Genomic DNA, 21,160 nt, shown 5'->3' with positions numbered 1-21,160 from the left:
ACAATTGATATGGCAATGACCTCGACCCCCAAGATCGATCGGCGGGTAGGACGGGTGATCGACCTGCTGCGCCACGGCAAGCCGGCCCGCGCGCTGATCAGCCGTGAGTCGGAAGCGAACCTGAAAAGGCTGGCTCTGCTCCGGCCGGAAATGACCCGGGAGTTTATCAAGACCCTGGTTCGCCTGGACCGGTTGGCTTTGCCGATTGAAAAGCTCGTGGTGCCGGCAGTGCTGGCCGAGGTCCAGAACCAAAAGGTCCTGCAGGAGCTCCGGTCGATGGGTTTTGTCGGCAACCTGATCTGCGCGAACGACGGCGTGCTTGACCTGCGCAAGGCCGGCTTGAAACAGGAGCTGGGCTTTATCGACCTGACCCCGAAATACCAACCGCTCCAGCTGGCCGATTTCCGCCGGATCATGGACGACGCCCTCCCCAAAATGAAAGGCGACCAGATGCTCGCGACCCTCTTCCTGTTCAAGGCGGTCATGCGCCTGCGGATCGACCTGTTCGTCGCCGGGGAAGAGCGCTCCAAACTGGTCAAGCGCGGGGAGAAACCGGGCCTGACCCCGGCTTTTATCGCGTTGCAAGAATTTTGCGGCCGCCTGGCGGCCGATTTCCCGTTCGGCCGAACGACCGAACGGCAGCAGCTCAAAGAGGGGATCGAGATCGCCGCCGTGCTGATCGGCCTCCAGAACAACCCGGCGGCCGAAGCGAAACTGACGTCGGTCTTTGACTCCCTGGAAACGGTCTTGACCCGCCAGATCGTGGAGCGGACCGCCGCCCGGCCGAAAGAGGTCAAGATCGAATACCGGAACAAAGGGCTCTGGCAGGTGCGAACCAGCGGTTTCCGCCGGACCGAGCTTGGCCTCAAGCAGAAAGATAAAGTGGTCAGCGAGGTCCGGACGCCGGAGCTGCTCAGCATGCTCGGGCATATCCGGGAGTCGATCGAGGAGGAGCGGACGGAGAACTTCCTGACGATGATGGACGTCGCCGCCCTCAAGCAGCATTATCCCGACCGCTGGGACCGGTTATTCGAGCTCTATTTAAGTTTTTCCGCTTTTAACGCGGCCAAGAAAGAGAAGGCGCGGAGCGAAATGGAAGGGGCGCTGGAGCTTGCCCGGGTCGGCACCGACCAGGCGCTCCGCATGGCCAAAAGTTTGCTGTCGCTGGCCGAGAACGACCTGGAAGCGCGCAACGAGGAGCTAGCCGCCCAGCACTGGCGTTTTGTCACCCTGGAAAGGGAAGTGGAAGAGAAGATCGGGCGGCAGCTGGCCGATTTCGCCGGGCAAGTCGTCGCCGAGATCGTCCGGCCGGAAATGCTTTTTGATCTGGAAACCGTTTTTAAGGTAGAAGCCCGGTTGGGCGCCTATATGGGGACTTTTTTACGGGGCGAACTGCGGGAAGACTGGCTCCGGCGGGCGAAGAGCCGGGTGGTCGGTGTTAAACAGGCTTTGCAGCGGGTCCGCGGGCGGCTGGAACAAAAACAGCATTTTCTCCAGCTGACTAATGAGATCAGGCTCAATTTTCAGGTCGAGCGGGGGCAGATCTGGGAGGCCCGGACGTCGCTGGCGACGAAAAAAAAGGAGCTTGCCCGGCTAAGGCGGGAAGTCCTCGGCCTGGTCGGCAAGAACCTGGAAACCATCGCCAAGATCAACGCCGAGCTGCAGGTTGGCCTGAGCAACGCGGCCAGGTATCTGGTGCTGATGAACGCCGATTTCGCCAACCGGCACGAGCGGACGGTCGAGCCTAAAGAGGTCCAGGCGCAGGCGCCGGCTTTTCCCGCGCTGGCCAGCGAGCTGGTGGAAACGCTGGGGACCGATGGGGAAGTTTTGGGCCGGGCCTTTCGGCGGGAAGCAGTAGCGATGGGGCTCCGTTTTCGGGAAATATCAGCCTAAAGCTTGTTTTAGCAGTTTCGTCGCCACTTCCGGGTTCGCTCGCCCCTTGGTCGCTTTCATCATCTGGCCGACAAAGAACATCATCACCGCTTCCTTGCCGCCCTTGTACTGTTCGACCTGCTGCGGATTATTCTTGACCACTTCCTGAGCGATCTTTAGAAGCTCATCTTCACCGCTGATCTGCGTCATCCCCGATTCGGCAATAACGTCCTTGACCTGTTTGCCGGTCTTTAGCACGGTGAAAAGAACTTCCTTGGCGATCTTATTGCTCAATGTCCCTTGTTCGATCAGCTGCAGCAGCTCGGCCAGCTGGGCCGGCTTGAAGTTGAGCTCGGCGAACGCTTTTTTGGTCTCTTTACTATAAGCGGTCAGGTCACCGATCAGCCAGTTGGCGACGGCCGCTGCTTTTGCCTTTAGCTTGACCGCTTCGTCCAGGAAGTCGGCCAGCGACTTGTCGTTAACGATAAGTCCGGCGGTTTCCGCCGGGATGCCGAGGCCGATAAAGCGTTCTTTTCTTTGCCAGGGGAGTTCGCCGATCGTCTGTTTGATCTGCTCGACCCATTCCGCCGGCGGTTCGACCGGGACCAGGTCTGGTTCGGGGAAGTAACGGTAATCGTGGGCGTACTCTTTGCCGCGCATCCCGGTCGTCGTCTCCGTAACGTCATCGAAGAAGCGGGTTTCCTGAATGATCTTACCGCCTTCCGCCAGGACCTCAGCATGGCGTTTTTCCTCGGCCAGAAGCGCTTTCTCGATCGCCCGGAACGAGTTGATGTTCTTGACCTCGGTCTTGGTGCCGAACTCCTTTTGCCCGGCCGGACGGAGGGATATGTTGGCGTCGCAGCGGAGCGAGCCTTCTTCCATCTTGGCGTCGCAGACGGCAAGGTAGCGGAGGAGGTTCGCCAGCGTTTCGGTGTAAACGGCCGCTTCTTTCGCCGAGCGGATATCCGGTTCGGAGACGATCTCCATCAGCGGGGTGCCGGTCCGGTTGTAGTCGACCAGCGATTCCCCGGCCCCCATGATCCGGGCCGCTCCCTTGTGGACCAGCTTGCCGGCGTCCTCTTCCAGATGGACGCGGGTGATCCCGATCTTCCTCTTTACGCCGTCAACCTCGATCTCCAGGGAACCCTTGGTCGCCAGCGGCAGCTCGTACTGCGAGATCTGGAGGTTCTTCGGCAGGTCGGGGTAGAAGTAGTGCTTGCGGGCAAAAACGCTGCTCGGCTCGATCGTGCAGCCGAGCGCGATCGCCGTCTTGATCGCCAGTTCGACCGCTTTCCGGTTCGTGACCGGCAGGACGCCCGGCTGGCCGGTGCAGATCGGGCAGATATTGGTGTTCGGCCGCGCCCCGAACTTGTTCGGGCAGGCGCAGAACATCTTGCTCTCCGTTAGGAGCTGGGCGTGGACCTCCAGCCCGATTACTGTTTCGAGCCCCATGGTTTTATTATATTCCATTTCTTTTTCGGTTGGGAGACCGGTTGTTCGATCAGTTCCCGCAGCTCTTTTTCCGACAACCCTTTCAGGTCGAGCCACTGTTTGGAGACCGGGATATTGATCTCGGCCGAATACTGCCCTTTGTACTCCTTGACCAGGAGGAGCTTGCCGTCGCCGAATTCCCAGACATAGAGGTATTCGACCGTTTTCGGCCCCGCCGGGCCCGCTTTTTGCCCGGCCGCGGTTTCCCAGACCTGGCGGGCCGGCGCGGCGGCGTACAGGGTCTCGATCAATAAACGGTTGAGCAGCATCACTTTCTTCTGCTGATAGGCCGACAATTTGGCGAACGGTTTGCCGCGGAACGCCGCCGTCTCGGCGATCAGCCGCTTGAGCTGCGGCGTCAACTTCGGTTTCTTGCCGCTCCGCTTGATCAGGTCGTAAAAATCGGGCACTTTCAGGATGGTGTTCAGCTGTTCCAGCGCCGTGCCGGCCGGCTGCAGCTTGAGCTGTGGATTGTCCAGCGCGATCGCCAGCGCCAATCCTTCGGGAGTCGAGCCGGGCTTCAGCTTGAACTCGTTCTGGTAGAATTTGGGCGAGGCGACCCGCTTGAGCCAGTTGTTCTCCGCCTGCAGCTTCCGCTCTTGCGCGAACAACCGGGCGGCTTCCGCTTTTTTCTTCTGCGCCAGCAGTTTTTCCCGCTTCTGCCGGAGCTTTTCCTCGGGGGAAAGCTTGATCGCCTTGAGCTCTTTCTCCAGCTTTTCTTTCGGCACGAAGACCTTGAACTTCTTGATCGCCGATTTGCGCAGGATCAGGTATTTCTTGATGATCCTTAAGCCCTCGTAGTTGATCCGCAGGACCAGATATTTTTCCCCCGCTTTCATCCGGACATTTGCCTTAAAATTCTGGCTGGCGTCAAAAGTGACCGGTTTGCCGTTGACCGAGATCGAGCGGACGCCGGACGCCGCCTGGCCGTAGATCTCGCCGGCGACCGGGGGGAACTTTTTAATGTCGGCCTTGCTGGCCGCCAGGGCGGCCGCCGCCAGGCAAACGAGAAGGGCGAGCGTTAAATTGCAGCGGATTTCTGGTGCCATTCGCTGTTCTGTTCGTAAGTAAAGGCGACGCGCAGGAGCGTCTCTTCGGCGAAGGCCTGGCCGATCAGCTGCAAGCCGATCGGCAGGTTGCCGGTAAATCCGCAAGGGAGGGAGAGGGCGGGCAGCCCGGCCAGATTGACCGGGATCGTGGCGATGTCCGACAGGTACATAGCGAGCGGGTCGGCCGCTTTTTCCCCGAGCTTAAAGGCGACGGTCGGCGCCGTGGGCGAGGCCAGGACGTCGCAGCGGCTGAAAGCTTTTTCAAAGTCCTGCTTGATCAGCGTCCGGACTTTCAACGCCTTCAGGTAATAAGCGTCGTAATAGCCGGCGGAGAGGGCGTAGGTGCCGAGCATGATCCGGCGTTTGACTTCCGCGCCGAACCCGGCGCGCCGGGTGCTGTAATACATCGAGATCAGGTCTTTGTGGTCGGTGCTCCGGTGCCCGTATTTAACGCCGTCGTAACGGGCCAAGTTCGAGCTCGCTTCGGCCGGGGCGATCAAATAATAGGTGGCGACCGCGTAGGCGAAAGAGGGGAGCGAGACTTCCACGATCTCCGCCCCCAAACCGGCAAGCCGGTCGGCCGCCGTCTTGACCGCTTGCCGCACTTCCGGCGCGATCCCTGCGCCCATCAGCTCTTTGATCAGACCGACCCGGACTTTTTTCACGTCATTGACCAGCGCCTGGCGGTAGTCAGGGACCGGCCGGTCGACCGAAGTGGCGTCGAGCGGGTCGTGGCCGGCGATCGCGCCGAGCAGCAGCGCCGTATCGGTCACGTCGCGGGTCAGCGGGCCGATCTGGTCGAGCGAAGAAGCGAAAGCGACCAGGCCGTAGCGGGAAACGCGGCCGTAGGTCGGCTTCAGGCCGACGACGCCGCAGAACGAGGCCGGTTGGCGGATCGAACCGCCGGTGTCCGAACCGGTCGCCATGACCGCTTCACGGGCGGCGACCACGGCGGCGGAACCGCCGGACGAACCGCCCGGTACCGTCCCCAGGTCCCAGGGGTTGCGGGTCGGGAAGAAGGCGGAGTTCTCGGTCGAAGAGCCCATGGCAAATTCGTCCATGTTCGTCTTGCCGAGGAGCACGGCGCCGGCCTCTTTTAATTTGGTCACGACCGTGGCGTCGTAGGGCGGGAGGTAATTAGCCAATATTTTGGAGCTGCAGGTGGTCTTGATCCCTTTGGTGCAAAAATTGTCCTTGACCGCGATCGGGATGCCGGTCAGCGGGGTAACGTGATCGTTTTTTTTGATCCGCTCATCGGCCGCCGCGGCCTGTTTGAGCGCTTCGTCCCGGGTCAGGGTGACATAGCCTTTGACTTTGTCGTCCGTAGCGGCGATCCGGTCGTAAAGTGCCTTGGTCAACTCCACGGAACCGACCTTTTTGCCGGTCAGTAAACTATTCAGTTCGTGCGCCGTTTTATTGTGCATTAGCCCTCGATTATCTTGGGCACTTTGAACATGTGGTCTTCGACATCCGGCCCGTTGGCCAGGATATCGTCGACGTTGGCGCAGGGGACGGCTTTATCCTCGCGCAGGACGTTCTTCATGGGGATGGCGTGCGCCGTCGGCGGAACGCTGCCGGTGTCCAATTTTTGCAGACTGGCGGCAAAATCGAGGATGGCGGAGAGTTGCTTGGCGAAAAGTTTTTTTTCTTCTTCCGACAGGCCGAGCCGCGCTAGGCGGGCGACATGTTCGACGTCGATATCCATGCGGCCATTATAGCAAGCTTAAAGGGGGAGGGTAAAGTAAAAAACCGCGCCCTGGCCCGGGCCGGCCGAGACCGCCCAGAGCCGGCCGCCGTGCGCTTCGACGATCAGCTTGGTGAGCGCCAGCCCGAGCCCGGTCCCCTTGCGCTCGGCCGATTCCTTGCTGGCCCGGTAGAACTTCTCGAAAATGTGGGGGAGATCGACCGACCGGATCCCGATCCCTTCGTCCCGGATAGCGACCTGGACCTCTTTTCCCTGGGGAGCGATCGTCAGGAAGATCCGGCCGCCGTCGCTCGAGAACTTGATCGCGTTGGACAAGAGGTTGGTCAAGACCTCGAGGATCTTGTCTTCGTCGATGCCGACCGGCGGGGTCTTCGGATCGATCTCCTGGATCAGTTTCAGGTTCTTCGCGTTCAGCGACGGGCCGATCTCCTCGATCACGTGGTTGGCGAGCTCTGCCAGCTCGGCCGGTTTTTTATCGATCTTGGTCCGGCCCGATTCGAGGCGGGCGAGACTGAGCAGGTCGTTGACCATTAACAGGATGCGGTTCGATTGCCGCTTGATGACGTTCAGGGGGTCCCGGAACTTCTCTGCGACCTCGCCCAGGCCGCCGGAGGCGAGGATGTCGGTGTAGCCGATGATCGAGGTAAGCGGGCTTTTGGTCTCGTGCATTACCATGTTGACGAAGTCGGCCTGCGCGTTGCTCAGCGCCTCGATCTGCCGCTGTTTTTCCCGGAGCTTGTCGGCGAGGTAGGCGGCGATGTAGACCATGAGGCAGGAGCACAGGAACAGGGAGAGCGCTTTGGACAACCCGTACGGCGCGCTCAGGTAAAGAGTGCCGGGCAAGGAGATCAGCCGATAGTGTTCGATAAAATTGTAAGCTTCCAGGTGGAGGACGACAACGTAAAAAACGGCCGATTGGGCGGCCAGCAGATAAGCGATCTGTTCATAACTGAAAAAGGCGAGGGTCGCCAGCTCAAGAATGTAAAGAAAGGTAAAAGGGCTTTCCACGCCGCCGGTAAAATGGACCATCAAGGAAATGACCAGGATGTCGAGCGAAGCGCGCAGGTAGGTGAAAAGGACGCTCTCGGAGAAAAAACCAAAGCGCTTGATCAGGGAAGGGAAGATCAGGTTGTAAACGGCCGCCAGAAAAATGATCGCCAGACAGGGGAGGAGCGGGAACTGAAGTTTGCCGGGATAGAGCGAGGTCCAGATCACCATCAGCATAATGATGATCGCGCCCCAGCGGAGGCGGACGTACCAGAGGGCGATCTGCTGCTTCTCGGTCAGCTTTACGGGCATGGGCAGATTATAGACCTATATCTTTAGGCTGGCAACGGGGGAAAGCTCCAGGTCACGGGTCACGGGTCGCGAGTCGCGGGTCGATATTTGATAAAAAGCGGCGCAGGCGATCATCGCCGCGTTGTCCGTGCAATATTCGAACGGGGGGATCAGGACGTTCAATCCTTCGGCTTTTCCGCGTTCCGGCAATTGAGACCTTAAAAGCGAATTAGCCGAAACGCCGCCGGCGATCGTCACTGTTTTGCAGCCGTGATCCAGCGCCGCGCGGACCGTTTTCTCGACTAGGACGTCGACCACTGCCTGTTGAAAGCTGGCCGCGATATCTTGGGTCGCGGGTCGCGGGTCGCGGGTCGCCAGATTGACCACGGCAGTCTTGATCCCGCTGAAACTAAAATCGTACCCGTCATGCAGCATCGGGCGGGTGAAGCGGACGGCTTTCGGGTCGCCGGTTTTGGCCAATTGGTCGATCACCGGCCCGCCGGGGTAGCCGAGGCCGAGGAGTCGCGCGACCTTGTCGTACGCTTCGCCGGCCGCATCGTCCCTAGTCCGGCCGAGGGTCTCGTACTGTCCGTGCCCGTTAACCTTGATGATCATGGTGTGTCCGCCGGAGACGAGGAGACAGATGAAAGGGAACGGGGGGTGGTTAGTAGGGAGTAGAAAGTTCGCATAGATATGCCCTTCCAGATGGTTAACCCCGATAAGCGGTTTGCCAAGCGACCAAGCCATGGCCTTTGCTGCGCAGAGGCCGACGATCAGCGAGCCGACCAAGCCCGGCCCGTAGGTGACGGCGACGGCGTCGAGCTCTTTAAAGCCGACGCCGGCCTTATCGATCGCCTCCTGGATGACCGGGGTAATGACCTCGATATGCTTCCGGGCGGCGACCTCCGGCACGATCCCGCCGTACTTTTTATGGAACTCGATCTGCGAGGAGATGACGTTAGACAATACTTCCCGCCCGTCCTTCAGAACGGCGGCGGAAGTTTCGTCGCAGGAAGTTTCGATAGCTAACAAGAGCACAGCCAGGTTTCTCCTTTCAATATTCATTGAGATTATAACATATACCAGAGATGCTATTAGATTCACTTGCTAAGGCTAAATGATGAAATATGCCGGGTTGGCATCAATAATTCATCTAGCTGCGTTCTAGCGTGGTCTGGATATAAACTAAACTGACTTCAGACGGCATATTTATTGCTTTCTCATGATTGATTTTACATTAAAATCGTATTTGTTATTCTACCAACAAATATTGAGGGTGCGATTTAACCCTGGGTAATCGATAAAGTAAAATTTAGGCAACTATGAAACTAAGTATGGGGGAGTTACTTGTTCAACCACTCTTGATAGATTTTACCGATCTCATCCTCAAGCAATTCTGCCTTTGGATTTACATAAGTTGGAATATCAGATGGCCTAATGCCCTTTGCTTTGAGTATTTTCTCTGCAACTTGATCAACTTCTAATCCTTGATCTAGGAGCTTGATAACTTCAGATCTATCAACATTGCCACTCGAATCTGCAAGCATTACATCGGATTTCAATACCGTCTGTTGTGGAATAATTTGCATCGATGAATTCAGCAGCTCTATCACTATGCGATTGCCATTATCCTCTACGACCCTGTACTTCTCTTCTCCCTCGCCCGGATCTCTCCGTCCCAGTACAAGTTTTACAATCGAACCTCTTATGATGTCTTTGCTGTCATTCAATCTTTTTAACTTTGTCATAAAGCGCCTTTGCCGTAACTCTCTATCCTTGTTATTATATTATATCTGAAAAAGATAGTAAATGTATGAGCAGCCTCAAATGTTAAGCCTCCAAGTGTTTGATTGCAAACAATTAGAATTTAGGCCGGCGGTGCTATTTTATTCGAAAAGGAAGCTTGCAGTGGAGATCGCTCTAATTCATAATGGTGCTGTCAACAAGTACAAGGTCCAGGCAAAAGCAATAGTCTTGTAAATGCCAAAGCTTTTGTCGTAAAATATGAACAAATATGCTGAATAAACAAAAGAAGAACTCAAGGCTCAGCCCCAAGGCAATTTCATTGTTTGCAGGGTGTGGGGGATTAGATCTTGGGTTTACGCAAGAGGGGTTTTCTGTTTTATGGGCGAACGATTTTAATCATTGGGCTTGCGAAACATATAAAATTAATTTTGGAAATCATATTGTTGAAGGCGACATAGCAGATATAAAAACGAAGGATATTCCCGACTGTGATTTGATACTTGGGGGTTTCCCATGCCAAGATTTTTCAATGTTGTGGAAACGAGGTGGAATAAACACAGAGCGTGGCAACCTGTATCGACATTATGTTCGAATGGTTGACGCAAAAAGGCCTCAAATGTTTATTGCTGAGAATGTTAAAGGGATTTTAACCGCTAATGACGGGAAGGCGGTTGAGCAAATTGTAGGCGATTTCGACAAGGTTGGATACAGGGTTAAGGTTAATAGAATTAACTTTGCTGATTATGGCGCACCACAGCAAAGGCACCGGGTATTAATTGTTGGGGTTCGAAAAAATATTCGCATTGATTTTGAGATGCCTTTGCCCACCCATTCCCCTGATAATTATATGTCTTCGAAAAAAGCTCTTGCTGGCGTAGAAAAAGTATCCCATAACAATGAGCATCAAAACATAGCCAATAAAACCCGCAAAATGCTAGAGCTTATTCCGCCGGGAGGCAATTTCACATCGATCCCAAAATCTTCGCCTTATTATGTTAAAGGAATGATTAGCCATGTTTATCGCCGGTTACACCCAGATGAGCCTTCAACTACAATAATCGCTGGTGGGGGTGGAGGAACTTGGGGGTACCACTATGCAGAACCTCGTCCTTTAACAAATCGGGAACGCGCTCGTTTGTTTGGGTATCCTGATGATTTTATATTTGCAGGGTCAATAACCGAAGTAAGAAGACAAATCGGCAATTCCGTGCCACCTTTAGGGATTAGACCAATCGCAAAAGCAGTTTATGAGTTTTTTAGGAAGTTGAAATGATTTACGCGAATAATGACGACCATGGCGGAGAATTACTTGAGGTTGTTGATAAGCAAATAAAAAGCTCAAGTTCTGTTGCTATCGCTAGCGGTTATGTTTCAGACGATATTATCACTAGATATGAAGAGGATTTCTATCGCATAGCTGACAAAGGCGGAATTGTTAGGCTTCTCGTTGGCATGGCCTTTTATGAGGGCCTAGCAGAAAGAAATCTAAGGCACTTACTGAGTGTCGAAAATCGACTGCGAAGCATTGAAGGAAACAGCGGAATATTTGTTTGCTATACTCGTCGTTTCCATGGCAAGGTCTACTATTTTAGCCATCCCGGTCATCATGAAAATGTTTACGTTGGTTCGTCTAACTTTTCTCGAAGCGGCTTATCGCAAAATCTTGAATGTACGGCAGAAATAATTGATGAGCGGACAAAGGCAGAGGCAAAATCGTTTATTGAATTTCTGTTTTCAGAAGATACATCAACATCAATTCTGAAAGCTGAAATTACCATCCCAGGCTCTCGCGAGCTATTGCCACAAAATCTTGATGATCTGGACAGGTACGACTCTTCAACTATTGATAAATCGGTCTTGCATGGGTTCGATTACCCATTATCCCGCATTGTATCTTCTGATAAATCTAGCTTAAATGTTTATTTCGGTAAGGGTAGGTGGGCGCGTACGACAGGCAAGGTTATTCCTCGTCCATGGTATGAAGTCGAGCTTATTGCGCCAGTAAGCATTAGTGCTAATCCTTTATATCCAAAAGGCGATTTTCTAGCATATACTGATGATGACTATATTATCCCAATGAAAACAAGCGGTGATTATTTTAAAAATATCCGCTCACGAAGCAATCTTCAGATTCTTGGCCAGTGGATAAAAAACAAGCTTCAAAGGTCAGGGGCGCTTATCCCTCTAACGCCCGTAACACAAGAGACCTTAGATAGGTATGGAAACGATACAATCCGTTTTTATAAAATTAGAGACGGCGAATATTACATGGAATTCTAAGGCTTTTTATGGTTGACGTGTTTTCTCGGCCTGAACGAAGTCGAATAATGAGCCTCATTAGAAGCAAGAACACTAAGTTAGAACAGCATTTTCTTCAATTATTAAGCTCTGTTATTTATCCGCAAGGTCTGAGATATAGAAAGCATTACGCTGGACTTCCGGGCAAGCCGGACATAGTATTTGTGAGCAAAAAGATTGCTGTATTTATTGACGGAGATTTTTGGCACGGCTACAAGTTTAGGGTGCAAAAACAGCGATTGCCCAGAAGATACTGGCTAAATAAAATCGAATCGAATATATCGCGAGACAGAAAAATAAACCGCACGCTACAAAAGATGGGATGGAGGGTAATAAGAATATGGGAGCATCAGATCAAAAAAGCTCCTTTGAGGGAAGTCGCAAGTATCGTTAAGATTATTCGTTCTTCTAAGTAGCTATTTAGATTTCATTGCCTTCTCAAGTAATTTGACCGGTGACGCATGGAGCGATTTGGCTATCTGAACAAATACTGCTATAGACATGTTTCTGTGATTTCTTTCGATGGTCTGGAGATATTTCTCATGGAGGCCAGAGCGCTCGGACAATCCTTCAAATGTTAGCCCTTTTGCTTGGCGAAGATTCTTAAGCTCAAGGGCTATAGCCTTAAGCAACTCAGCGTCTGGTTTATAGAACGAGGATGCTTTCATTGTGGACACTATTGTATCCGCGGACTATAATTATCAACACAACCGATAGTATCCATAGGGCCAGAGCCAGTGGTTGAGTGGGGGGCATAAAATGAGTAATATTGATAATAATGAGAAGCAGATTTATGGGCATTATCAGGGCTATCTAAACAGTTTAGCAAAAGCAAAATTACCATCAAAAAAGCTCGGATTGAAATCAAAAGCATTTACAATTGGCATATTGCTAAGAATGTATTATTTCTATAAGGCGCAGGAAGAATATTGCGATAATATAAATAGAAACCTCAAGCCTGCCGGATCAAACTATTTCGAGGACGCTGTGGCTTCATATCTAAAAGCATATCTGGGTAATAAATATGACGTAGTTATTGAAGAAAAAATGAAGCAATATCGACCCGACATAATTATTAAAAAAGCAGGAAAACCAATATATATACTGGAAGCAAAAACTCAATTGGGCAGAACGAGACTGACCTGGGGCGCAGACTTTATAAAAAGGAAAAAAGAGCTTAGTAAAATATTTAAACTGCCAGGTGAAAGGATACAGATGGTTGTTATGAGCGCGACCAATTGGGATATACAAGACAAGCCAAATGATGTTTGGGTGCTGACAAAGGGCGATCCTATTGCGGGAACGAAAATCAAGGAAGATATTATAGGCCCAGACAATATCGCTAATCATATTGAGCCACTATTTGAGGAAATTAGTAAGGCTGAGCGGCGCTGACCTGATATATGCAAAAGCGTTGTGAAAGATGTTCGAGTTGATCAAAAAGGAATATAATCCAAAGGCAATCAGTTGTACGAGTAATAATATGAGCGAATATAAATTAAATAATGATTCTTACTATAATCTCCCCTTAATCACAGGTAGTGTTAATAATAATATCAATTTCCCATGTGAAGATATTAATACATGTATTCAGGATCACGACATGCAAACTGAGGCGGTGAATAATGATAGTGAGCTATTAAAAAAGCTTAATCAAACGAAGGTTCAATGCCCGAAATGCAACAGTAGCGATCTATTACGCCTGTATTTTAGGAGCCCACAGGAGACCTGGGCTGCCTTATATGGAAGAGCAGGGTGGCTGTTTATGTGCAAAAAATGTAATATCCAGATCGGGTTCTACTTGAGGGAACTAAATTGAACGACAAAGGAACGATTGTTTGCTTGCCTCGTAGATATGAGCATGTGAAATATATATCAAATAGCCTTATAGATGGGAATGACGTTGTTTTAGTTCTGACTAAGGTTGGGAAAAATGACGCCAAGAGAATATTAGAATATGTGAGCGGTACGGCGTATTATCTGAATGGCTATGTGTATAAAATAGACAACAGAATATATATGTTTTCAAGGCAAAGTAACATCGAAAGCACGGTAAACTGAAATGAAGAATAATAGCAATAAGTCTGCATATGTATGCCCAGGCTGTGGTAACAATGCATTCATTCAGGAAGGCATGGCAAAGTTCAAGGATAAAGTAACGATCTCAGCCGGAAAAATGGGAATGATCGTTGAAGGTGGTTGTCCAGAGCTTGATATCATGGATGCAACGATCAAATGTTCAAAGTGCGGAGTTGTAATTGATCTATAACAGGCAATTGGGCTGTGTATGAGGCTCAGCTATGGAAAAGACGCCAGGAAAGAACAAGGATTAGTTGAAATGTTGATGCCTTTTATATATGCCAAAGGGCATTTTGCTGAGAAGGTCTTTGTCCCCTATAGAGAAATACGCATCTGTTAACTTGCTGAATGTTGTCTTGGTTGTTAAATCCACGATTAATTGTTCAATCATGAACGCTGTTTTGTCTATGACATTTGTCAATGAATTGAAAAACAATCTGGAGCTGTTTTCATTTACTGTTAACAAGAATGCATCTGCATCCCTGTAATTCGACCTTGTTCTTAGTCTGTAGAAGGCATCGAATACTGAAGTTGGCGGTAAATTGTGATCCAATGTCTCTTTGACCCCTCTTGGAAGATTCTTTCTTGGTCCCCGGGTAGTTGGGTTCTTTTGTTTCCAATCATTGCCTCTCTGCTCTAATATTCTTTCTCTTGTTGTTCTTAATAACATGCATAATGAGCTATAAAGATCATTATCATTAAATAGCATTGGATTCGATAAGCTACATATTGTGGTAGGAATATATTCTGCTGGCAAATTGGTGTATTTGGGTATATCGCAGTCTTCACTACAGCATATCCCCCATGGATTGGGGAATATCTTTTCTTGAGACAATAGGTTGTTAGCAACAATATTTAATATCTTTCGGTGCTCAGCTTTTGGACGCATGCCTTTTGCGATAATCAATGCCCTTAAGAGGAGATACAAAACATAATAGCCTTGAACAGGCGCCCAATGATTGGTCAGCCTAATATATTGGTTATCAAATCTCGAAGGCAGATTAAGCAAGACTTCCGTATTCCAAGCGTTATAAAGAAGCTTTCTTAATATATCTAAATCGTTGGAACAGTCCACATTGTTTAGGCGCTTATTAAAGCTGTCTCGTAAGAGGCGGTAATCATCCTTAAATAGTTTCCTAATTAATAGATCGAGAGCAACAATATAATTCTTATATACAGTAAATTCTTGCGGATCACTTAATATATTAGTTATGATAACCATAAATTAGTGGCTTTATGAGTTGAAGATGATTATGATTATAGTCCCTCGCTATTCTAAGTCAATAGAACAGACCGCGGATGTACAAGCGCTGAAGACTATATTAAGATATCCCTCTAAAAACCCGTAAATAGGAGGGCGATATGATTAATGGAGAAAAAGAAGTGGTTTTGTATGCAAGGACCTCAACAACGGAGCAGACCCCTGAGAATCAGATGTTGGCGATAAGAGAGTATTGCGCCAGAATGAAATATAAGGTTACAGCTCATTATGTTGATGATGGGTATAGCGGTAAAAACGATAAAAGACCAGCTTTTGAGCGGCTTATAACTGATATAAGGGCAAACAAGATTGGTTGCGTCGTTGTATACAAGCTAGATCGGATAGGGCGTTCATTACAGCACTTGTTAAACCTATTTGAGGAATTCAAGAGCCAAAAGGTCGAATTTATCTCAATAACACAAAATATCAATACGCAAACACCTGAGGGGAAGATGTTCTGGCAGATGCTGGGTGTTTTCGCTGAATATGAACGGGAGCTGATAGTCGCCAGGACAAAGGCTGGTCTTTACAGGGCTGTTAAGCAGGGGAAGGTATTAGGCAGACCTCAAGGTAGTAAGGATACCAAACGAAGAAAAGTGTCTGGTTATCATCAGAGATGGGCTAAACAGGGCAGTAAATAATCCTCCCCCCGCTTATTTAACCTCTTTTGATCATATTTATCCCTAAATAAACAACCGGTGGTATATTTACTATGGTTTGTTTTATCCCTCCTGCTTGAAGTCCGTTTGTTACTAATTCATAATTGACTACATTAGTATGAAAATTGTATATAGTTTCAAGGAAATCGCAAAACAATTGGGCGAGGAATACGAAAAACAAAACCCGCCAGATTTTATTACGCATTTGAATTATGTTAAATGCTTAGAAGCTATTTCTAAGGATATATCTTTAGATACGAGTTTAAGCATTGAAAAAGCTATTGAATGCAATATCAATGTAAAAAACAAGGTAAATCTAATCAAGCTGACTTTGGACAGCCTCGAACAAGAAAAGGTTCTTATACAAAAGAACCCGGAATATGCCGTGGTCTGTGTATCTTGGATATCCGTAAAGGCATATTACGTTATATTCAATATGTGTCTGTTGTTGAAGTACCTTGTAACCTGTAATAAGGATGCGTTTAATTCTACCCATTCAAGTGTCTTGGGCTGGCTCAAAGACCACATTGAGAGAAAAGAGATATTATTTAGTGATGAGAAATTCAACCGGCTTGTGAATATTAGGGAGGCATTAAAGCTAAAGATTAAATCAGGCTCAAACATTAAGAGATCGCCCGTTGATGTTGAGGAAAGGCTGACGCAAATATTTAAGAAATTAGCAAATTATAGTATTGAGGAATTTAGAAGAACGAATAGGATAAAAACGTTGCATAATAAGAAAAGTAAGGCTATGTATTCAAAATATATAGATGAAAGCTTCATAAGCCTATTCGACTTCTTCTATTGGTACAGGATAAAAGCCAACTATAGGGATCTTGAGTATCTGAACAAGGACATCCACGACGAACAATTTAAGGAGTATTTCCTTTCTTATTACGGGTTGCTTGTGAACCTTTATAAACCTTTGGGCGTACTCATAAATAAAATAGCTATGGTTAGGATTGGCCATAATATTATTTAAATAGTTACTCAAGAGGATGTTTTTCAGCGGCTTTTCTCAGGTCTTTCATCGTAGTGTGTAAATATATCCTCGTAGTTGGCAGTTCAGCATGACCATTGGGAGGCGCTCCCGGGCAACCAACCTAATATTGCTTAGATTATGGCGGCTAACTCTAGTCTACTAATAACCAGATTCGCGGTATAATATCAATATCTTATGAAAAAGAAACGGACGGAAAGCTCAGCGTCACGAAATACCTATTTAAAGCAAAAAGACACTATTGCCATCCTAGAACAAAGCCCAAGATTTAAGCAGCTCTGCGAAAGCTTTAAACAAAAATGGGGCACAAAAAACTGGTGGGAGGCTGAGATAGAAGGGGAAGACCGTTATCAGGTAAAAAATATGTATGAAGATGACTTAGCGGTAATCCGAAAAGAATTCCGCTTGGGCCCCGAGTGGGAGTTCGGCATATTGGAGTACATATTCTCGGGGGAAAAAATCTTCCCGCCCCCCTCACGAATTAACATCCAGTATGATCCGTTGAAACAAAAAATTATTATTGAGCTTGGTGTTAATTCGACAATCAATGACATAAGAGATAATTGGTCAGTTATCGAGAAATTTAAAAAGATGGTTTTTGGCAAAGACCGAGCCAGTTTGAAGCCCATTGAAAATCTGAGCCGAGACAGAGAAATATATTCGTTGCATAATGAAGGAAAATCGTATAAGGAAATATCGGAAATAATGGGCCTTCACTTATCACATGACGAGGTCGGAAAAGCATGTAGAAGATATATAAATAGGCTTCAGATCAACAAAAAACAGCCGGACACATAAAATCCCTTTTCTGCAACCTATCCAGGCCTCCTTCCCCAATTTAAAATGAATGTCGACCAATAATGTGGTCGGCATTTTTTTTGCCGATGCGCAAAATATTGGGTCAAGGAGGTGAAAATATTCATGGATGACGAAATGTCGCCGTTGGATCGGTTATGTATGAATGCTGTTGTTGAATATGTTGTACGCCCCGAGCATCTTGAATTGGTAAAGGAATTCTTTGCCTTGATGGAAGCTGAGGATCGTGAGATGGCTTTTGTCCCGAAGAAAAAGACCATTCACAATAAGAAATAAGGTCCGTGTTCAGATAAACATGGGCGCTAGCAAGTATCAGCTAGCCGCTCAAGCGCCAATTTGACCTTATTGGGCTCATGTTTCGTCTCTTGGTTGGAAAACACTTAGGAGGTAAATAAAATGACCAAAAGATATGGATTAGAGAGCTTCAAGGATAATTCCGTGAATAATGATTTGTTGCTGCTGAAGGCGGGAGGGAAGGCGCTAGTGCGGCTCCTGCAAGAACCTGAAGACATGGCCGTTATAACAAGGCACTGGGCAAAGGGGTATGGCTATATTCATTGTATAGGAGCCGACTGCCCGCTGTGCTCAAAGGCGAGCGCTGAGTGGGGCGCTCCGATCACCAAGGCCAAGGATACGTTCCTTGCCCCGTTAATTGACCGAACCGATGACAAGGTCAGGGTATTCGAGGGAGGGCGAACCATCAAAAATACGCTGTTACAGTTTTATAAGCTGAACGGCAGTATTACGCAGAGCGATTTTGTTATTAAGCGTAATGAAGGAAAAAAGGGGAAAGATACATATGAAATGATCCCGATTGTTAAACTCCCGGTTCTGCTGACACAGGCAGAAATTGATCGAATCAAGGAGGTAGACCTGGAATGGTTGATCAAGCGGGGCGATAGGACCGAGGCTGAAATGTTGACCATTATAGATACCATAATGGCTAATAGCGACGACAATTAACGTGTTCGGGAGCTGAAAAGATGATTATAATCTATTCTCGATAGGAGGGGAATGAAATGTCCGATTATGAAGCGGCGGGCAAAGATCAAAACATTAGACGGCTGACGACCAAGGAGAGTCAGGCTCTGAATGGTGTGTTAACCAAGGTTCTGAAGTTCTTGGAGGCCGAGGGGGACAATGACAAGGCGACCAAATATTTAAGAAAGGAACGGGGCATTAGCATTGACGACTTGTCGGGGCTCAGGGCATACCATTCCGATCATTCTTGCGGGGAGATCAGGGAAATGCTTTTGCTGTCAGGAGGCAAAGCGGAAGAAATTAACTGCTATGAATTTATGGGGGATGAGCATAGCTGGTTCTTTAAGGATAGTTTGATTGTCCCTATTGTTCGGGATGGTTTAGTTGTTAACCTCTATAGCAGGGCGCTTTCAGATCGGCAAGCAAAGCACCTGTTCCTCAAGGGGCTTGGGAAGGGGATATTTAATTATGATGCTGGTAAAGAGGCGGAGGCGATTATATTAACTGAGTCCATTATTGACTGTATGACGCTTATAAGCAGAGGTTACCCTGGCGCAATGGCGGTATGCGGGATCAAGCCATCCGAAGAACAAATCGACCTGTTAAGAAAGCTAAGAGGCAAGAAAGTATTTATATGTTTTGATAATGACTCAGATCAAAAGATCAACAGGGGCAGAAAAGCGGCGTTAGAGCTAGGGAGGATTATCCCTGACGCTCGGATAGTTGAGCTGCCAGCTGAGGACAAGACAAAAGTTGATATTAATAGCTATTTTAAGGAAGGAAACAGCAAGAAGGATTATGGTGACCTGCTCCGTGGCGCAAAAAGGGCGGCATGTTATGAGCCGTTCTTAGATCGGCATGGCGAAGATGAGCTGATTTATCGGATTGGTGAACTGGATTACCTTGTTAAGGAGCATTCATTTGCTGGGAAAGGCGGGAACATAACGGCAGTAATCGAGCTTTATTCCAGCAAGGATCTGATTAATAAAGATGAGGTCAAGCTGTGGAAAGGGTCTTCACGGGACGCTTTTATGAAGAAATGCAAAATGAAGGCTGCCCCCGACATTGAGAAGCAGTTGGTCATGCTTGAAAAAGCATTGATAGCGTTTAATAAGAAAAGCGTTGCAGATAAAAGCAAGGCCGTTAAAGTGCTCAGCGCCGAAGAAAAAGAGGAAGCTATGGCGTTCCTGAGGAATCCGAAGCTAATTGATCAGGTGCTTGCGGACCTGGAATCGCTAGGGTGCGTGGGAGAAAACCTTAATAAGCTATTGCTGTATCTTTCGATGACATCAAGGAAGTTAAAACGACCGATAAGCCTTGTGGTAAAGGGGGAAAGCTCGGGCGGAAAGTCATACATAGTAGAGAAAGTATCCGATTTATTCCCTGAAGAAGATGTCATAGCCAGAACGATGGTTTCAGCCAAAGCTCTGTTCTATTTAGAGGATAAAAATGCGCTGAAGCACAGGGTGCTTATTATTTATGAGAGAAATGGTGCTGAATCGAGCGATTACTCTATCCGTAGTTTGCAGAGCGAGGGTGGCCTGTCTATGTCCGTAGTCCAAGTTAATCCTGAGACAAAACAGATGATCACCGTAGAGAAGAGCATTGAGGGGCCTGTTTGTTATATTGAAACAACAACCAAAGTATCTATCCACCCGGAGAACGAAACTCGTAATTTCGATCTATTTATTGATGAATCTGTTGAGCAAACCAAAAGAATCCAGCAAATTCAATTATCAGAGTATTTGCCGGAAGAGAAGCTATCGGCGAAGCGGACAGAAAATATTATAAATCTCCACCGCAATAGCCAGAGGCTGCTGGAGACGAATAAGGTAATGATCCCTTACGTTAGATACATTGAATTCTCGCAGGAATTGCTTCGAAGCCGAAGGGATTTTCCAAGATTCTTGGCGTTGATCGAAACCTCCGCCTTGTTACATCAGTATCAGAGAGAAAAGCATGATATTAGCGGAGATAAATACATTATCGCAACCCTTGATGACTATGCTGTGGCGTATAAAATGGCCGAGCAGGTCATTCTGCGAACCGCAAAGGAAGTTGCGCCAAAAACAGAACAACTGGTTCAGGTGGTCGATGCAATGCTCATAGACATATCTCGTAAATGGGAAGAGAAAGACTATCGCAAACAAACATTTACCGTTGAAGACATAACGACAAGATTGGATTGGTCGGTGCCGACCATTACGAAGTATCTCAAGGAAGCATGCTCAACAGGGGCGATTATTTTGGTTGAGGGCGGGAGAGGAAGGCTCTGCCACTACAGGTTAATCTCGCGAGAGAAGATGTTTGTAAGTGTCTTGCTTACGCCAGAAGAACTCAAAGATAAAATTGAAAAGGGCGACTATGAAAAGCAAATATTATTAGAAAAAGCTATTAAGGCGGCTGAGGATGCGAAGGAATCCTTGTTTGGAGAAGAAGACGATGATGATGAGCAGGAAGGTGAGGCAACAGCTTCAGAGCATGGATCTGAGCCAGGAGGGCCGGAGGACGAGCCGTAGAATAAAGGTATGAAAAAAGCTTTAAATATTAGTTATTTATAGGTTATTTGTTATTGCTATAACAAAAACAATAACGTTGAAAAGATAGAAAGGGAAGGCTATAGGAAATATTTTAGAAGTGGATTAATAAATAAATGTATAAGGTTGGCTTTTATTAGTTTCTAGGTTTCATTATTTCTTGGCAGGATAATAAAAAAGTTATAAAAATTGATTTTTATATGATTTTTATAGGTTTATAGGTTGACGGACTGTCTAAAAAAAGGGGGCAATAAACATGTTCCAAGATCCGGATATTGATCAATATGATACTGAAGTGACGGGGAAAGAGATGAAAGATATCTATGAGCTATTGGAAGGGTGGGTCAGGGAGGACGAAGAAGGCGAACAATCGAGCAAGGGGTAACCA

The 21,160-nt window shown here is 48.2% G+C and carries 21 protein-coding genes; 13 read left to right on the top strand and 8 right to left on the bottom strand.

Annotated features, from left to right (window positions below; all coding sequences use genetic code 11):
• Positions 1-9: 9 nt before the first annotated feature.
• A complete protein-coding gene (locus tag WC529_01370) occupies positions 10-1,893 on the top strand; it encodes a hypothetical protein (GenBank protein ID MFA5112926.1) in 1,884 nt (627 codons plus the stop codon).
• Here the strand turns inward: WC529_01370 and gatB are convergent.
• From gatB to WC529_01335, 7 genes are all read right to left on the bottom strand, one after another.
• Positions 1,885-3,324: an Asp-tRNA(Asn)/Glu-tRNA(Gln) amidotransferase subunit GatB gene (gene gatB, locus WC529_01365; GenBank protein MFA5112925.1), complete on the bottom strand. Its 1,440-nt coding sequence runs from the start codon at positions 3,322-3,324 to the stop codon at positions 1,885-1,887. The genes WC529_01370 and gatB overlap by 9 nt on opposite strands.
• Positions 3,306-4,412 carry a hypothetical protein gene (locus tag WC529_01360; protein MFA5112924.1) on the bottom strand — a complete coding sequence of 369 codons (1,107 nt, stop codon included), beginning with the start codon at positions 4,410-4,412 and terminating at the stop codon, positions 3,306-3,308. The genes gatB and WC529_01360 overlap by 19 nt, the downstream gene beginning before the upstream one ends.
• The gene (gene gatA, locus WC529_01355; GenBank protein ID MFA5112923.1) at positions 4,385-5,836 is read right to left on the bottom strand and encodes an Asp-tRNA(Asn)/Glu-tRNA(Gln) amidotransferase subunit GatA; all 1,452 of its coding nucleotides are present in this window, start codon (positions 5,834-5,836) and stop codon (positions 4,385-4,387) included. Before gatA ends, WC529_01360 begins: the two co-directional genes overlap by 28 nt.
• On the bottom strand, positions 5,836-6,117 hold the full coding sequence (gene gatC, locus WC529_01350; GenBank protein MFA5112922.1) for an Asp-tRNA(Asn)/Glu-tRNA(Gln) amidotransferase subunit GatC: 282 nt from the start codon (positions 6,115-6,117) through the stop codon (positions 5,836-5,838). Before gatC ends, gatA begins: the two co-directional genes overlap by 1 nt.
• A gap of 18 nt (positions 6,118-6,135) precedes the next feature.
• On the bottom strand, positions 6,136-7,416 hold the full coding sequence (locus tag WC529_01345) for a HAMP domain-containing sensor histidine kinase (protein ID MFA5112921.1): 1,281 nt from the start codon (positions 7,414-7,416) through the stop codon (positions 6,136-6,138).
• A gap of 15 nt (positions 7,417-7,431) precedes the next feature.
• Positions 7,432-8,460 (bottom strand): tRNA (adenosine(37)-N6)-threonylcarbamoyltransferase complex transferase subunit TsaD, encoded by a 1,029-nt coding sequence (gene tsaD / locus WC529_01340; protein MFA5112920.1) that lies wholly within the window; start codon positions 8,458-8,460, stop codon positions 7,432-7,434.
• Between the two features lie 278 nt (positions 8,461-8,738).
• Positions 8,739-9,143: a hypothetical protein gene (locus tag WC529_01335; protein ID MFA5112919.1), complete on the bottom strand. Its 405-nt coding sequence runs from the start codon at positions 9,141-9,143 to the stop codon at positions 8,739-8,741.
• Between the two features lie 266 nt (positions 9,144-9,409).
• Between WC529_01335 and WC529_01330 the strand changes: the two genes are divergently transcribed.
• The 5 genes from WC529_01330 to WC529_01310 all read left to right on the top strand — a co-directional run bounded on the left by WC529_01330 (position 9,410) and on the right by WC529_01310 (position 13,708).
• Complete coding sequence (locus WC529_01330; protein MFA5112918.1) at positions 9,410-10,414, top strand: DNA cytosine methyltransferase; 1,005 nt, start codon at positions 9,410-9,412, stop codon at positions 10,412-10,414.
• On the top strand, positions 10,411-11,421 hold the full coding sequence (locus WC529_01325; protein MFA5112917.1) for a restriction endonuclease PLD domain-containing protein: 1,011 nt from the start codon (positions 10,411-10,413) through the stop codon (positions 11,419-11,421). Before WC529_01330 ends, WC529_01325 begins: the two co-directional genes overlap by 4 nt.
• Before the next feature lie 8 nt (positions 11,422-11,429).
• Positions 11,430-11,855: a very short patch repair endonuclease gene (locus tag WC529_01320; protein MFA5112916.1), complete on the top strand. Its 426-nt coding sequence runs from the start codon at positions 11,430-11,432 to the stop codon at positions 11,853-11,855.
• A 343-nt stretch (positions 11,856-12,198) separates the two neighbouring features.
• Complete coding sequence (locus WC529_01315) at positions 12,199-12,834, top strand: hypothetical protein (protein ID MFA5112915.1); 636 nt, start codon at positions 12,199-12,201, stop codon at positions 12,832-12,834.
• 667 nt (positions 12,835-13,501) lie between these two features.
• Positions 13,502-13,708 carry a hypothetical protein gene (locus tag WC529_01310; GenBank protein ID MFA5112914.1) on the top strand — a complete coding sequence of 69 codons (207 nt, stop codon included), beginning with the start codon at positions 13,502-13,504 and terminating at the stop codon, positions 13,706-13,708.
• A gap of 60 nt (positions 13,709-13,768) precedes the next feature.
• Here the strand turns inward: WC529_01310 and WC529_01305 are convergent, their stop codons facing one another.
• Complete coding sequence (locus WC529_01305) at positions 13,769-14,740, bottom strand: hypothetical protein (protein ID MFA5112913.1); 972 nt, start codon at positions 14,738-14,740, stop codon at positions 13,769-13,771.
• 140 nt (positions 14,741-14,880) lie between these two features.
• Here WC529_01305 and WC529_01300 point away from each other — a divergent pair, with 140 nt between their 5' ends.
• From WC529_01300 to WC529_01270, 7 genes are all read left to right on the top strand, one after another.
• A complete protein-coding gene (locus WC529_01300) occupies positions 14,881-15,420 on the top strand; it encodes a recombinase family protein (GenBank protein MFA5112912.1) in 540 nt (179 codons plus the stop codon).
• 136 nt (positions 15,421-15,556) lie between these two features.
• Complete coding sequence (locus tag WC529_01295) at positions 15,557-16,420, top strand: hypothetical protein (GenBank protein MFA5112911.1); 864 nt, start codon at positions 15,557-15,559, stop codon at positions 16,418-16,420.
• A gap of 195 nt (positions 16,421-16,615) precedes the next feature.
• Entirely contained in the window at positions 16,616-17,236 is a 621-nt protein-coding gene (locus WC529_01290) for a hypothetical protein (GenBank protein MFA5112910.1), read from the top strand.
• Between the two features lie 123 nt (positions 17,237-17,359).
• Positions 17,360-17,530 carry a hypothetical protein gene (locus WC529_01285; protein MFA5112909.1) on the top strand — a complete coding sequence of 57 codons (171 nt, stop codon included), beginning with the start codon at positions 17,360-17,362 and terminating at the stop codon, positions 17,528-17,530.
• Between the two features lie 120 nt (positions 17,531-17,650).
• Positions 17,651-18,217 carry a hypothetical protein gene (locus WC529_01280; GenBank protein MFA5112908.1) on the top strand — a complete coding sequence of 189 codons (567 nt, stop codon included), beginning with the start codon at positions 17,651-17,653 and terminating at the stop codon, positions 18,215-18,217.
• A 56-nt stretch (positions 18,218-18,273) separates the two neighbouring features.
• Positions 18,274-20,754: a toprim domain-containing protein gene (locus tag WC529_01275; protein ID MFA5112907.1), complete on the top strand. Its 2,481-nt coding sequence runs from the start codon at positions 18,274-18,276 to the stop codon at positions 20,752-20,754.
• A 274-nt stretch (positions 20,755-21,028) separates the two neighbouring features.
• Positions 21,029-21,157 (top strand): hypothetical protein, encoded by a 129-nt coding sequence (locus WC529_01270; GenBank protein ID MFA5112906.1) that lies wholly within the window; start codon positions 21,029-21,031, stop codon positions 21,155-21,157.
• Positions 21,158-21,160 lie beyond the last annotated feature (3 nt).

It is taken from the genome of Candidatus Margulisiibacteriota bacterium (genome assembly GCA_041650855.1).
In the GTDB taxonomy this organism is placed as follows: Bacteria; Margulisbacteria; WOR-1; order O2-12-FULL-45-9; family XYB2-FULL-48-7; genus JALOPZ01.
This window is presented reverse-complemented; position numbering and strand designations above follow the sequence as displayed.

Excerpts from the sequence above, each read along its gene's own strand:
- WC529_01370 (MFA5112926.1), top strand. The coding sequence starts at position 10 with ATGGCAATGACCTCGACCCCCAAGATCGATCGGCGGGTAGGACGGGTG.
- gatB (MFA5112925.1), bottom strand. The coding sequence starts at position 3,324 with ATGGGGCTCGAAACAGTAATCGGGCTGGAGGTCCACGCCCAGCTCCTA.
- WC529_01360 (MFA5112924.1), bottom strand. The coding sequence starts at position 4,412 with ATGGCACCAGAAATCCGCTGCAATTTAACGCTCGCCCTTCTCGTTTGC.
- gatA (MFA5112923.1), bottom strand. The coding sequence starts at position 5,836 with ATGCACAATAAAACGGCGCACGAACTGAATAGTTTACTGACCGGCAAA.
- gatC (MFA5112922.1), bottom strand. The coding sequence starts at position 6,117 with ATGGATATCGACGTCGAACATGTCGCCCGCCTAGCGCGGCTCGGCCTG.
- WC529_01345 (MFA5112921.1), bottom strand. The coding sequence starts at position 7,416 with ATGCCCGTAAAGCTGACCGAGAAGCAGCAGATCGCCCTCTGGTACGTC.
- tsaD (MFA5112920.1), bottom strand. The coding sequence starts at position 8,460 with ATGAATATTGAAAGGAGAAACCTGGCTGTGCTCTTGTTAGCTATCGAA.
- WC529_01335 (MFA5112919.1), bottom strand. The coding sequence starts at position 9,143 with ATGACAAAGTTAAAAAGATTGAATGACAGCAAAGACATCATAAGAGGT.
- WC529_01330 (MFA5112918.1), top strand. The coding sequence starts at position 9,410 with ATGCTGAATAAACAAAAGAAGAACTCAAGGCTCAGCCCCAAGGCAATT.
- WC529_01325 (MFA5112917.1), top strand. The coding sequence starts at position 10,411 with ATGATTTACGCGAATAATGACGACCATGGCGGAGAATTACTTGAGGTT.
- WC529_01320 (MFA5112916.1), top strand. The coding sequence starts at position 11,430 with ATGGTTGACGTGTTTTCTCGGCCTGAACGAAGTCGAATAATGAGCCTC.
- WC529_01315 (MFA5112915.1), top strand. The coding sequence starts at position 12,199 with ATGAGTAATATTGATAATAATGAGAAGCAGATTTATGGGCATTATCAG.
- WC529_01310 (MFA5112914.1), top strand. The coding sequence starts at position 13,502 with ATGAAGAATAATAGCAATAAGTCTGCATATGTATGCCCAGGCTGTGGT.
- WC529_01305 (MFA5112913.1), bottom strand. The coding sequence starts at position 14,740 with ATGGTTATCATAACTAATATATTAAGTGATCCGCAAGAATTTACTGTA.
- WC529_01300 (MFA5112912.1), top strand. The coding sequence starts at position 14,881 with ATGATTAATGGAGAAAAAGAAGTGGTTTTGTATGCAAGGACCTCAACA.
- WC529_01295 (MFA5112911.1), top strand. The coding sequence starts at position 15,557 with ATGAAAATTGTATATAGTTTCAAGGAAATCGCAAAACAATTGGGCGAG.
- WC529_01290 (MFA5112910.1), top strand. The coding sequence starts at position 16,616 with ATGAAAAAGAAACGGACGGAAAGCTCAGCGTCACGAAATACCTATTTA.
- WC529_01285 (MFA5112909.1), top strand. The coding sequence starts at position 17,360 with ATGGATGACGAAATGTCGCCGTTGGATCGGTTATGTATGAATGCTGTT.
- WC529_01280 (MFA5112908.1), top strand. The coding sequence starts at position 17,651 with ATGACCAAAAGATATGGATTAGAGAGCTTCAAGGATAATTCCGTGAAT.
- WC529_01275 (MFA5112907.1), top strand. The coding sequence starts at position 18,274 with ATGTCCGATTATGAAGCGGCGGGCAAAGATCAAAACATTAGACGGCTG.
- WC529_01270 (MFA5112906.1), top strand. The coding sequence starts at position 21,029 with ATGTTCCAAGATCCGGATATTGATCAATATGATACTGAAGTGACGGGG.